Source organism: Halopseudomonas sp. MFKK-1 (assembly GCF_027474385.1).
GTDB lineage: Bacteria > Pseudomonadota > Gammaproteobacteria > Pseudomonadales > Pseudomonadaceae > Halopseudomonas > Halopseudomonas aestusnigri.
This window is the reverse complement of sequence record NZ_CP114836.1, coordinates 1,315,735-1,328,298: the sequence shown is the minus strand read 5'-3', so window position 1 is coordinate 1,328,298 and position 12,564 is coordinate 1,315,735. Positions and strand designations below refer to the sequence as shown.

At 62.4% G+C, this 12,564-nt stretch carries 12 protein-coding genes; 5 read left to right on the top strand and 7 right to left on the bottom strand.

Translation table 11 applies throughout. The annotated features are described in order from the left end of the window. Window positions 1–84 precede the first annotated feature (84 nt). The 5 genes from O5O48_RS06060 to O5O48_RS06040 form a co-directional block, all read right to left on the bottom strand. Complete coding sequence (locus O5O48_RS06060; protein ID WP_269688439.1) at window positions 85–1,914, bottom strand: Na/Pi cotransporter family protein; 1,830 nt, start codon at window positions 1,912–1,914, stop codon at window positions 85–87. Window positions 1,915–1,977: 63 nt separating this feature from the next. Next, complete coding sequence (locus tag O5O48_RS06055) at window positions 1,978–2,310, bottom strand: multidrug transporter (protein ID WP_088275985.1); 333 nt, start codon at window positions 2,308–2,310, stop codon at window positions 1,978–1,980. A 153-nt stretch (window positions 2,311–2,463) separates the two neighbouring features. Beyond that, window positions 2,464–3,276, bottom strand: a complete 813-nt coding sequence (gene mutM / locus O5O48_RS06050; protein WP_269688438.1) for a bifunctional DNA-formamidopyrimidine glycosylase/DNA-(apurinic or apyrimidinic site) lyase — start codon at window positions 3,274–3,276, stop codon at window positions 2,464–2,466. Between the two features lies 1 nt (window position 3,277). Further along, window positions 3,278–4,621, bottom strand: a complete 1,344-nt coding sequence (locus tag O5O48_RS06045; protein ID WP_269688437.1) for a hypothetical protein — start codon at window positions 4,619–4,621, stop codon at window positions 3,278–3,280. Continuing rightward, window positions 4,618–5,046: a PaaI family thioesterase gene (locus O5O48_RS06040; protein ID WP_088275979.1), complete on the bottom strand. Its 429-nt coding sequence runs from the start codon at window positions 5,044–5,046 to the stop codon at window positions 4,618–4,620. The genes O5O48_RS06045 and O5O48_RS06040 overlap by 4 nt, the downstream gene beginning before the upstream one ends. 236 nt (window positions 5,047–5,282) lie before the next feature. Here O5O48_RS06040 and O5O48_RS06035 point away from each other — a divergent pair, with 236 nt between their 5' ends. From O5O48_RS06035 to O5O48_RS06015, 5 genes are all read left to right on the top strand, one after another. Further along, complete coding sequence (locus O5O48_RS06035) at window positions 5,283–6,797, top strand: 3-hydroxyacyl-CoA dehydrogenase (RefSeq protein WP_269688436.1); 1,515 nt, start codon at window positions 5,283–5,285, stop codon at window positions 6,795–6,797. A gap of 4 nt (window positions 6,798–6,801) precedes the next feature. Then, window positions 6,802–8,001 carry a 3-oxoadipyl-CoA thiolase gene (locus tag O5O48_RS06030; protein ID WP_269688435.1) on the top strand — a complete coding sequence of 400 codons (1,200 nt, stop codon included), beginning with the start codon at window positions 6,802–6,804 and terminating at the stop codon, window positions 7,999–8,001. Between the two features lie 222 nt (window positions 8,002–8,223). Further along, the gene (locus tag O5O48_RS06025; protein ID WP_088275973.1) at window positions 8,224–8,523 is read left to right on the top strand and encodes a hypothetical protein; all 300 of its coding nucleotides are present in this window, start codon (window positions 8,224–8,226) and stop codon (window positions 8,521–8,523) included. Between the two features lie 72 nt (window positions 8,524–8,595). Next, complete coding sequence (locus O5O48_RS06020; protein ID WP_228247138.1) at window positions 8,596–9,078, top strand: YbhB/YbcL family Raf kinase inhibitor-like protein; 483 nt, start codon at window positions 8,596–8,598, stop codon at window positions 9,076–9,078. 190 nt (window positions 9,079–9,268) lie between these two features. Continuing rightward, window positions 9,269–10,096 carry an acyl-CoA thioesterase gene (locus O5O48_RS06015; protein WP_228247139.1) on the top strand — a complete coding sequence of 276 codons (828 nt, stop codon included), beginning with the start codon at window positions 9,269–9,271 and terminating at the stop codon, window positions 10,094–10,096. Between the two features lie 159 nt (window positions 10,097–10,255). On the opposite strand, the gene O5O48_RS06010 is transcribed toward O5O48_RS06015, so the two are convergent. After that, window positions 10,256–10,924: a crotonase/enoyl-CoA hydratase family protein gene (locus O5O48_RS06010; protein WP_228247140.1), complete on the bottom strand. Its 669-nt coding sequence runs from the start codon at window positions 10,922–10,924 to the stop codon at window positions 10,256–10,258. Then, window positions 10,921–12,546, bottom strand: coding sequence for an AMP-binding protein (locus O5O48_RS06005; RefSeq protein WP_228247141.1), 1,626 nt, complete (start codon window positions 12,544–12,546; stop codon window positions 10,921–10,923). The genes O5O48_RS06010 and O5O48_RS06005 overlap by 4 nt, the downstream gene beginning before the upstream one ends. Between the last annotated feature and the right edge of the window lie 18 nt (window positions 12,547–12,564).

The following is a 12,564-nucleotide window of genomic DNA, read 5'->3' as shown; positions in this document are numbered from 1 at the left end:
TGCAGTGCATCAGGCGTTTTTTTATGCCTGCCATGCCTGGAATGTAGCCACTGAAAACGGCCGCCGAACGTCCGGCGCTGCAGCTCAGGCAGCGGCGGTCAATGCCGTACGGGTGTAGATCATGTCGTGCGCGGCGCGCAGATTGCTGCTGATCTCCAGCAGGTAATGCAGGTCGTTGATCAGACTGGTCGCCTGCCAGCCGTCCAGCTCGCCAGAGCGCAACTGCTGCTGGAGACGCTGCTCAAACTGACTGCGGAACAACTGCTCCTGATCCAGGTAGTCCGCCGACTGCTGCTGGTCGGCAGCCCCCGACAGCGAGTCCGACTCTTGCCGTGCCTGACTGCCAAGCAGTAATCGCCCCTGCTCCCGCAGCAACCGGTAGCCCTCACGCAGAGCCGGCCGCGGACTCTCAACATGCTTGCGCAGATTGGTTTGCAGGTGCTTGGCCGCCTTCACCGCATCAACCAGATCCCGTGCTGCCAGATTCACATCCATCAACGCCTGTTGCTGCTCGGGCAGCAGCTCGCAATCCAGATGCCCGATAAAGTCGACAATATCAGCGTAAATACCCTTGATGTGCTGATGATAGAGCGCATCGGCGTCCTCTCGCTCGGCCAGTGGCGGCACCGAAAGCACCTCACCCAGCGCGGGTTCGCGGGTCATGTCCTGGCGAAACTCGCTCGGCAGATAGAGCGCCGACGCAATGACCTGCCGGCTGGTCGCAGCAAGGTGCCCGAGTTCCTGCTGCAACACCCTGACTGCGGAGTCCGCATGCAGCCGGGCGGCGCCGTCCAGATACAGTGCGCGCGAACGCGGACGCTCCGCAAGCTCGTCGTTGACCGGTTCAGTTGGCGGCGGCAGCAGCCGGGCAAGCACGCGCACCAGCAGCGGCACCCAGGGCAGCATCAGCGCCAGCCCGAGCAGATTGAACAGGGTATGGAATAGCGCCAGCTTGAGGGTAAAGGCCGTCTCCATGATGCCCAGCCAGGCCGACAGCGTGTCCACCAGCTGGGCCAGCAGCGGCAGGATGGACAGCGCTACAGCGGCGGTCAGCAGATTGAACAGGATATGCGCCGCCGCCAGCTGACGTCCGGCGTTATTGGCGCCAACAGCGGCAATCAGCGCGGTTACCGTAGTCCCCAGATTCGCACCAACGGCCATCGCCAGGGCATTACCGTAATCCAGCTGGCCGCTGCCCAGTGCCGCCAGAGTGATCATCAGGGTCGCGTGACTGGACTGCATCAGCACGGTCGCCAGGGTACCCAGCAAGGCATAGAGCAACACGCCCTGCCAGCCGCCTACCCGGTAGGCAGACAGATCAAAGATCTCCTGCATGCCGGCAAAACCAAGCTTCATCATGTCGATGCCGAGAAACAGCAGACCAACACCCAGCAACACCTGACCGGTACCGCGCCAGCGCGCCGAGCTGTTGCGCTCGAACAGCACGCCGAGTACCAGCAGCGGCATGCCAACCTGGGCCAGATCGACTTTCAAACCTACCAGGGCAATCAGCCACGCACCCGTAGTGGTCCCCAGATTGGCACCGAAAACAATACCAATCCCCGCCGTCAGGCTGATCAGCCCGGCGCTGAGAAAGGCAATGCAAAGCAGGGTTATAAGCGAACTGGACTGCACCAGCGCGGTACTGACGGTACCAAAAGCGAGGCTTTTCCAGAGACGATCGGTACTGGCAGCCAGCCAGCGCTCCAGAGCGCCGCCGGTAAAGGCCCTGAAGCCATCTTCCAGATAGCGCATGCCGAGCAGAAACAGCGCCACGCCGGCGAAGAGCTGGGCCATCGACTGCTGCTTGAGAAACAGCAGGACAACCAGCACCAGCCCAAAAGCCATGCCAAGCGGGCGCAGCGTCGCCAATCGCGAGCGGAGCAGCCGACCGGCATTGAGCGCATTAGCCATCAGCAGCCCCCGACAGGGGGGAAATCAGCGCCAACGTCGATACTCCTGGCGCGTCAATCAATTTCAGCGAATCTCTTCCTGCTGCTGGCGACCGTAGCCGGCACGGGTGCAGCCCAGGCAGCGGACAAAGGTTTCTTCCGCCGGGCGGATAACCAGTTCATGACCGGCTTCCGAAACATTTCCACCCATGGCACTGAACGGCAAGCTGACCAGAAAGGCGCCGGCCCCGACGACCGTCACGCCCAGCAGCAGCGGACGGGCAATGATCAGGTCACCCATCATGGCGAAGTAGCCAGGCTTGTCCTGCTGGTAATCGTTGTAGGAATCGGCCGCCATGACGCTGGCGCTCATAAGCAGACCGGCAACAAGTGCGGTGGAATGACGTAACAGGCGCATAATTAATCCCTGGTTGTGGCCCGAAAGGCATTGATCTGGTGGCCGGTCCGAACTCCTGCGGACTCACGGCATCGCCCTCATTGTAGGCACAATCCCGGCATTACGGAACGTGCCAGACAAAATTTGCGAACCAGGCCGCCACGCCGGACAGCGCTATCGCTGGCACTGTCGGCAAAACACCGTACTGCGCTGGCCAAGGCGACATTCCGACAGCGTCGTGCCGCACTGCTTGCACAGCTCGCCGCGGCGGCCATAGGCAAACAGCTCCTGCTTGAAATAGCCCGGCTGGCCATCACCACCTACGAAGTCACGCAGGGTCGTTCCACCCTGCTCGATGGCTTTGGCGAGAATGCGCTTTATTTCCTCAGCCAGGCGCTGGTAGCGCTGACGGCTGACACGCCCGGCTTCGCGCCGCGGATCAATGCCCGCCGCAAACAGCGCCTCAGTCGCATAGATATTGCCGACCCCGACCACCACCGCGTTATCCATGATAAACGGCTTGATGGCCATGCTCTTGCCCCGTGACAACTGATACAGGCGCTCACCGTCAAAGGCGTCGGACAGCGGCTCGGGACCCAGCTTGCCGAGCAGTGCATGCGGCTCGTCCGCTCGGGCCCAGAGCAGTGCGCCGAAACGGCGCGGATCGGTGTAGCGCAGCACCATGCCCGAATCCAGCTCGATATCGACATGATCATGCTTGCCCGCCGGCGTACCCGCCGGCACCATTCGCAGGCTGCCGGACATGCCCAAATGGCCGATCAGGGTGCCGCCACCAATGCGCATCAGCAGGTACTTGGCGCGACGATCTATACGCTCGAACAACTCCCCCTCGATCTGGATCGCCAGATCCTCCGGAATCGGCCAGCGCAGACGGCGGTCACGCACGACAAGACGCGTCACCCTGCGCCCTTCCAGGTGAGGTGCAATCCCTCGACGGGTTGTTTCAACTTCAGGTAATTCAGGCATGTCAGCTCTGCAACCAGTAGGTAACGAAAATCAGCAACAACAGCAACGGCAGAACACTGGCGACAAAGCGCCCATTCCAGCCAAAGGCGACCCGGTAGGGTGACTCGCCACTGTAGCGCGACAGAATCAGGGTCGAGGGACCGAAGGGCGAGAAGATCATCGCCAGAGAGAAACCACACATCAGCCCCACAGCCGGCGTCATGATCGGCACGCCCAGCAGTGACAGCTGCGCCAGCAGGCCCGCCGTCAGCGACAGCGACACAATGGGCGCTAGCCCCAGCACTGCCAAAATGATGGTACTGAACAGGCTGCCGATCGCCAGCAGCACATTGTACTTGGGCTCCTGCGCAAGCCACGCCGCAATCTGCTCAAGCGGTGCTACCGCGCCCAGCACTCCGCCCAGCAACGCGGCGCAGCCAAAGATGAACATCTCGTTGTGCATGCTGACCATATTGTCGGTCACTTCCTGCAGCACCTGCGCAGGCTTGCGTTCGCGCCACAGCAGGTAGCTGATGACACCAGCCGGCACCAGCACCATCGCCGCCTGCGACGCGCTGAGTGTTGTCACGGAAGCCAGCAGGCCGATGGCACCAAGCCCCAGAAGACTGCCAACCAACAACTGGGGCATGCCATCAGCCTTGCTGCTGTCGCCAATATTGTCGCGCAGCGCCAGCAATCCGCGGGTTTCCCGGCGCCAGCCGACCACGATCATCATCAGCGCAGCAACCGCCCCGTAAGGCACCATGGTGCTCCAGGACTGCTCGGGCATTTCCCGCGAGATGATGGCGATGGTCACGCTGGTTGGCGCCAGCAGCGGCACCAGAGCAAACCCTCGCAACGTCGTCACCATGACGCTGCGCAGACCCGCACGGCGCTGCTCTTCGCTCAGCGAATAGCGCTTGAGATGCTCACTCAGGGTGCCACAGAGCAGATTCATCATGCCGAAATTGAGAATCGAGCCAATGCTGCCGGCAGCCAGCACGTAACGCGGATACAGCACGACCTTGGAGCCGGACAGCAGCGCCTTGTGCAGCTCGCGCAACTGCGGCAGACGCTGCGCCAGCAACTGCATCAACCCCAGCGCACCCAGAAAGCTGGTGTAGTAAGCCACCGAACTGGCCAGCTTTGGCCAGAGCTCGGCACCTGGACTTGCCAGCACGATGGCCGCCACCAGCACTGCCAGCGTGCCGATCCCAAGCCAGCGCGGATAGGGATTCAGGCGGGTGAAAAAGCGCAGGAAATAGACAGCAAAGGCGCCAGCCGCAAGCCAGCTCAACCAGTGCTGGTGACTGAGCAGCCCCGCCAGCTCAAGAGCAACGCCAAGCGGCAGCAGCGCCGCACTCACGGCAGATCCTTGCGGTAAGCGCCCTTCTTGAATACACCTTCGCCAAAGCCGATCAGCCTGTCGTTCTGGTCCAGCAGGTCACAGCTGGCCATAAAAATCTTGTGCCCCGCGTTGCGGCAGGTGGCAACGGCACGCACATGGGTGCCGACCGGAGCGGTTGAAGTGAAGTTGGTATTGAGCGACAGGGTAATGGCAACCCGACGCTCCTGCGGCGATGCCGCCCAGGTGCCGCACAGCCCCATGGCGATATCAAGCAGGCTGGCGGTCACCCCACCGTGCAACGAGCTGGCGTTGTTCATGTGCTTTTCGGTCAGGGTCAGGCCGACAACAGCGCGCCCCTCCGAGTACTCTTCCAGCTGGGCACCAAGCTCCTGAAAGAAGCCGGTAACGGTACGGGCAATGGCCTGACGTTCATCTTGATTCACGGGTGCGACACCTTTTATTCACTACACTCGATCTGGCTGGCCAGCGGGAGACCGCGACGGGCGAACCTGCCCGGCACGCAATAACGGCCAGTTTGAAGAGCGCAAGTATGCCACGCGCAAGCGGCGCCAGACTGTCGCCAAACTTGCACTCCTACAGCGCAGGATTTAATCTCGCAGCACTTTAAACGAAATACCGTTTCGCCATGCGAAACAGAGCGTACTTCAGGAGGCAAAGCATGTTCAAGCGGATTGGCGTCATCGGCGCCGGAGCCATGGGGCGTGGTATCGCCCAGCTGTTCGCCAGCAGTGGTCAGCAGGTTCTGCTGTTCGATACCCGTGCAGAGGCCATCGACGATGCACTGGCCTTCAACCGCAACCTGCTGCAGCGCGCCCAGGCCAAGGGCAAGATGACCGAAGCCGAGCTGGAAGCCACCGTTGCGCGCATGCAGCCGGCCGCCAAGCTGACCGATCTGGCCGACTGCGACCTGGTAATCGAGGCCATTGTCGAGCTGCTGGAAGTCAAACAGAAGCTGTTCGCTGACCTGGAAGCCATTGTCAGCACAGACTGCGTGCTGGCAACCAACACCTCCTCGCTGTCGGTCACCCGCATCGCCAGCACGGCCAAGCATCCTGAGCGGGTAGCCGGCTTCCACTTCTTCAATCCGGTGCCGCTGATGAAGATCGTCGAGGTCGTGCGCGGCGAGCGCACCGACGAGTGTCACATTCAGTCTCTGGTAGCGCTGGCCGAACAGGCCGGTCACTTCCCGGCGATCACCCCGGACACCCCCGGCTTCCTGGTCAACCACGCCGGCCGTGCCTTCGGTACCGAGGCCCTGCGCATGCTCAGCGAAGGCGTTGCCAGCATGCAGCAGATTGACCGCATCCTGCGTGACGGCCCGGGCTTTCGCATGGGGCCGTTCGAGCTGTTTGATCTGACCGGTCTGGACGTTTCCCACGCGGTGATGGAATCGGTCTACGAGCAGTTCTATCACGACCCGCGCTACACCCCATCCTTTATTGCAGCCCAGCGTGTTGCCGCCGGCCTGCTGGGCCGCAAGACCGGTCAGGGCTTCTACCGTTACGAAGACGGCCAGAAGATCGAGCCGAACGAGCCGCAGCCCGAGACCGTGCTGATCACTCGTCCGTTCTGGCTGGAAACTGATGATGACGCGCTGCGCAATCAGGTCGCAGAGGTATTGATCAAGGCAGGTGCCACCCTCGAAACCGGCAGTAAGCCGTCGGACGACGCCATCTGCCTGGTCACCCCGCTGGGCGATGACTGCAGCACCGCGCTGACCCAACTGGGTCTGCCGGCTGAACGCACGCTGGCACTCGACAGCTTTGCCAACTGGGAAAAACGCCGCACGCTGATGCGCCAGCCCGCCGCCAGTGCCGATGTTGTCGCCCAGGCGCGCCAGGCCCTCAGCGCCGATGGTGTACCCGTCGAGGTGATCAACGACTCTCCCGGCTTTGTCATCCAGCGCCTGATCGCCAGCGTGGTCAATCTGGGCTGCGAAATCGTGCAGAAGGGCATTACCACCCCGCAAACGCTGGACCGCGCCATTCAACTGGCGCTGGGCTATCCCAAGGGCCCGCTGGCCTTCGGTGAGCATTACGGCGCAGCCAACATTCTTGCCGTCCTCAACAACCTGCAGACCAACTATGGCGAGCCGCGCTACCGCCCCAGCCCCTGGCTGCGTCGTCGCGTACAGCTGGAACTGCCTTTGACCACACCCGATTTCCAGGAGTAAGAGCATGACTGCCTATATCTATGATGGCCTACGTTCACCTTTCGGCCGCCACGCCGGCGCCCTGGCCAGCGTGCGTCCCGATGACCTGCTGGCCGAAGTCATTCGCGCTGTGGTCACCCGCAACCCCTTCGAGGGTCAGGACTACGAAGACGTGGTCATGGGCAACACCAACCAGGCCGGTGAAGACGCGCGCAACGTCGCCCGTCATGCCGGCCTGCTGGCCGGTCTGCCGCAGGAAGTCGCCGGCGTTACCGTCAACCGCCTGTGCGGTTCCGGTCTGGCGGCCATTCTCGACGCCGCCCGTGCGGTCAAGACCGGTGAAGGCGACCTGTTCGTAGCCGGTGGTGTGGAAAGCATGAGCCGCGCGCCCTTCGTTATCGCTAAGAGCGAAAGCGCCTACAGCCGCGACTTCCGCGCCTTCGACAGCACCATCGGCGCGCGCTTCCCGAACCCCAAGGTCGAGAAGCAGTACGGCGATGACACCATGCCGCAGACCGCCGACAACGTCGCTGCCGATCTGGGCATCACCCGTGAGGAAGCCGACACCTACGCTGCTCGCAGCCAGGCGCTGTACGAGAAGGCTCGCGCCGACGGTTTCTTCGCCGAAGAGATCCACCCGATAGAGGTTTCCCAGGGTCGCAAGAAGCCGGCCAAGGTGATTGATCAGGACGAACATCCGCGCCCGAGCAGCGATCTGGCTGCCCTGTCCGGTCTGCGCCCGCTGTTTGAGGGCGGCGTGGTTACCGCAGGCAACGCGTCTGGCGTCAACGACGGCGCCGCTGCGCTGATCATCGGCAGCGAAGCCATTGGTCAGAAGTACGGCATCAAGCCGCGCGCCCGCATCCTGGCCGGCGCCGTGTCCGGTGTTGCGCCGCGCGTCATGGGCCTGGGTCCGGTCGAAGCCTGCAAGAAGGCACTGAGCCGCGCCGGCCTGACACTGGATGACATGGACGTGATCGAGATCAACGAGGCCTTCGCTTCCCAGGTCCTCGGCTGCGCCAAGCAGCTGGGTATCGCCTTCGACGACCCGCGCCTGAACCCGAACGGCGGGGCCATCGCAGTCGGCCACCCACTCGGCGCCTCCGGCGCACGCCTGACCCTGACCGCCCTGCGCCAGCTGGAGCGCACCGGCAAGCGTTACGCACTGGTCAGCCTGTGTATCGGCCTGGGCCAGGGTGTGGCGGCGGTGATCGAGCGCGTTTAACGCGCTCGCGGAGCTACAAGCTGAAGGCTGAAGGCTGAAGGCTGAAGGCTGAAGGTAGTGTGTCAGCGTTTTGTGCCCGTCACACTACCCAGCCACCGTCCCGCCGCCCGACCTTCCAGCCTCAAGCCTTTCGCCTCCAGCCCAACGCGGCGCGTTCTGCTTGAAGCTTGCAGCTTGAAGCTGATAGCTTCTACCCCTCATTCCCTGTCAGCGACCCCTTGCATGCAGCTCAACTCCAGCAGCCCCTTTGAATGGCTCGGTTCCGCCATCGGCAGCGTCGTCCGCGTCGTTATCGACAGCCTGATCTGGCTGTTTACCATGCTGAGCAATGCCAGCTCCGATTTCATCAACGGCTTTTCCCGTGCCCTGGGCGTCAACAGCAACCTGTTGAGCATCGCCGCGGTGATTCTCGGCCTGTTTTTGATCTACACCGGCGTGCGGGCCTTTATCCGCCGCAAGATCGTACTGGGGATCATCTGGGTCCTGCTCGGGCTCTGGCTATTGAGCGCCCTGATCAATTGACACGCGCTTGTCGGCAGACCGGTGCATAGTAGTATTTCGGTAGTTTTCGGCTAAAAATCTGAGGAGAACACCATGGGATTCGCATTTTCCAATGAACTGGAACTGACTAGCAGCGCCTTCGCCAACAACGGCGCGATCGCTGCCAGGCACACCGGCGACGACGTTGACGTATCTCCCGCCCTGAGCTGGAAGAACGCACCGGCGGGTACCAAATCCTTTGCCGTCATCTGTCACGATCCGGATGCCCCGCTGATTTCCGCCAACGGCACCTACGGCTTTGTACACTGGGTGCTGTACAACATTCCGGCCAGCGTCAGCGAACTCGCCGAAGGCTGCGCCGACTACACCCAGGGTGTGAACAACTTTGGCAACAGCGGCTACAACGGTCCGCTGCCGCCGGAAGGTCACGGCCAGCACAAGTACTATTTCTGGATCATCGCGCTGGACGCCGAGCTGAATCTGCCGGCCGGTCTGACCCTGTGGCAACTGCTCGAGAAGATCGAGCCACACGCTACCGCGATGAACCGCCTGATTGGCACCTATCAGCGCGGCTAACTCCCCTGTTGCGGCACCTGCAATGGGTGCCGCAACGCTGCCAGAGAGTCGTACCGAATCACCTCCCGCCCCGCTTCTCCCCGGTCGATAGCAACGGATTCACAGCATCAAGCTTGCTGGTCTGCGCATTCAACAGCGGCCTATTATGACCATCATATTCAATCGTTCCCGCCGTAACGGAATCCCGCAGATGACCGAAGCAACCCCTCACAACCATGCCTTTGACCGTGCCATTGCGCTGACCGCGGCTGGCCCCAACCTGTTCAAGGGCAACGTCGACGACAGTTTTCAGAACATGGTCGGGCCATTCGGCGGCGTGACCGCAGCCATCCTGCTCAACGGCGCCTTGCAGCACCCGGAACGTATCGGCGAGCCGATCTCGCTGACCATCAACTTTGCCGGCCCGGTCCAGCTCGGCGACTTCGAGCTGGAAGCCATCCCCCTGCGCACTAACCGCTCGACCCAACACTGGCTGCTGCTGCAGAAACAGAACGGCGAAGTTGTCACCAGCGGTACCGCCTGCTTCGCCACCCGCCGAGAGACCTGGTCCGAACAGCAGCACGACATGCCTGCAGCACCGGCCGCTGACAGCCTGCCGCGGGTGGAACGTGGCGAGCGCAACTGGTTTCGAAACTATGATTTCCGTTACGTTTCAGGCCTGTTTGACCCCAACCGCAGTGACGGCAACCCAGAGGACGCCCACAGCGAAACCCTGCTGTGGACCCGAGATAATCCGCCCCGGCCGCTGGACTTCGCGTCACTGACCGCGCTGGGTGACGTATTTGCGCCACGGATTTTCCACCGCCGTCAGCGCTTTACTCCCGCCGGCACGGTGTCGCTGACCCATTACTTCCACGCCGATACCGATCAACTGGCACGCGCGGGCGATCGCCACCTGCTTGGCCACGCCCGAGCGACGCGTATGCACAACAATTATTCGGATCAGGTCGCGCACCTGTGGAGCGATGACGGCCAGCTACTGCTGACCACCACCCAGGTGGCGTATTTCAAGGAGTGACCCACAAGGATCGCCCCCAAGCGTAGGGGCACAGCGTGCTGTGCCCGTGTGGTCAGCACGCTATCTCGTGGGCGGGTATCGTTCCGTGCAATCTTGACCTCGGGCACGGCACGCCGTGCCCCGGGATGGCGCTACTCTCGAATGCTGCGCCCCGCTGGTTCAGCCCAGCAGACCGACAAACGCCTCACGCAGCGGCGCATTCAAAAGCGCACGGGTCTCGCGGTAGGCGCGACGATCCAGCCCCGCCAGCTGACGGGTTTTGGCGCGGGCGCGCTCAAGCAGCTGCTCCGCCGGCTGCAGCTCGTCGAAGAAACCGGCTTCCAGCGCGCCGGCCGCGGCAAAGACCTCCGCCTGCAGCACACAGCGGTTTAGCCACTGCGGCGACAGCCGGGCCCGCGCCTGGAGCATGGCCCCGTCCGGCATGGTCATTCCGATAGCCACCTCATTCAGCGACACCCGGTAATCACCTTCGGTACCCAGGCGATAGTCCGCGAGCAGCAGCATAAAGGCGGCCTTGGCCATGGCATGACCGGTAGCAGCAATCACCACTGGCGCAGGATAGTCGAGCAGCGCCAGCGTCAGCCGGTCACCGGCTGCGCGCATGGCATCACAGGCCGGCCCACCAGCATCGATCAGCTTGCGGTCATAGCCGCCGCTGAACACGCCGGGACGGCCGCTGATCAACAGCGCGGCGTCCGCCTCCGCCGCCTTGGCAATGGCCGCGAGCAACTGTTCCAGCATGCTTTCCGAGAGCGCGTTGACCTTGCCGTCGTCCAACCGGATTTCGGCAATGCCATCGGCAATGGTCAGCTGCAGCGGCGCGCTCACGCCTTGGCCTCACCGCGCGCTTCGTCGCGCAGCACCCGGCGCAGCAGCTTGCCGACGGTCGACTTGGGCAGGTCGTCACGAATCTCGACATGCTTGGGAATCTTGTAGCCGGTCAGGTTCTCGCGGCAGTGGGCGATGATGGCCGCTTCATCCAGAGTCGCATCGTTGAGGCTGACAAATATCTTGATCGCCTCGCCGGTCCGTTCGTCCGGCACGCCGACGGCTACACACTCGCGAATGCTGGCATGACGCATGACCGCGTCTTCAACATCGTTGGGATAGACATTGAAGCCGGAGACCAGAATCATGTCCTTCTTGCGGTCCACCAGCTTCAGGAAGCCCTCCTCGTCCAGCAGGCCAACGTCGCCGGTCTTCAGCCAGCCGTCTTCGGTAAAGGTTGCGGCCGTCTCATCCGGACGGTGCCAGTAGCCCTGCATCACCTGCGGCCCCTTGATCAGCACTTCGCCCGGCTCACCACGCGGTGTTTCCTTACCGTCGTCATCTACGGTCTTGACCCAGGTATCGATTACCGGCTGACCGATAAAACCTTCCTTGTAAGGGGTCTTCGAGGTCGAGGCGACCACCACAGGAGAGGTTTCGGTCAGGCCGTAACCTTCACGCACCACACTGCCGGTGCGCTCCTGCCAGCGGCGGGCGATCTCGGTGTTCAGCGGCGCACCGCCGGAGTTGACCCACTTCAGCCGGCTGAAGTCGACACTGTCGAAGTCCGGGTGATTCATCAGCGATACAAACAGCGAGTTGATACCGGTCAGCAAGGTGAACGGATGGCGTTTCAGGTCGGCGATCATGCCATCGAGATCACGCGGATTGGTGATCAGAATGGTATGGAACCCGGTGAACACCGAGGCGATGCAGTTCGCGGTGAAGGCGAAGATATGGTACAGCGGCAACGGCGAGACTCGCACCTCACCGCCATAAGTCACGTCGCCTTCCTTCAGAATGCTGACTGCCTGCAGCACGTTACAGAGAATATTGCGGTGGGTCAGCATTGCGCCCTTGGAGACACCGGTAGTACCGCCGGTGTACTGCAGCAGCGCCAGGTCGTCCAGTTCGCGATCGATAGTCACCGGGGCCAGCTCGTCACCCAGACGCAGCGCCTGCATAAAGCGCACTTCATCGGCGGCACTCGCGTCGTACTGCGGGTTGCTGAAGTCATCCATACTGGTGACGATCAGCGTTTCGATCTCGGTCTCGTCCTGGATCTTGCGCACCAGCGGGATCAACTTGTCGAGTACCACCACCGCACGGGCGCCGGAGTCGGCGAACTGGTGGCGGGTTTCGTAGGGGGTGTACTGGGGGTTGGTGTTGACGATCACCAGGCCGGCGCGCAGCGCGCCGAAGATGGCAATGGTGTATTGCAGGAGGTTGGGCAACTGAATGGCCAGGCGGTCACCCGGCTGCAGGCCGGCATGCTGACGCAGGTAGCGAGCAAAGGCATCGGCCCTGCCACGAAGCTGGTTAAAGGTCAGAGTGTCGGCACCGCAGGAGAACGCAGGCTGGTCGCCATAACGACGGCAGGATTGGTCAAGAATATCGAAGATCGTGGTGTGACCCAGCTCTGCCAGTTGTGCGCTGACGGCGTAATGCTCAGGAGTAGACATCTCAGCCTCTTGTTTTTG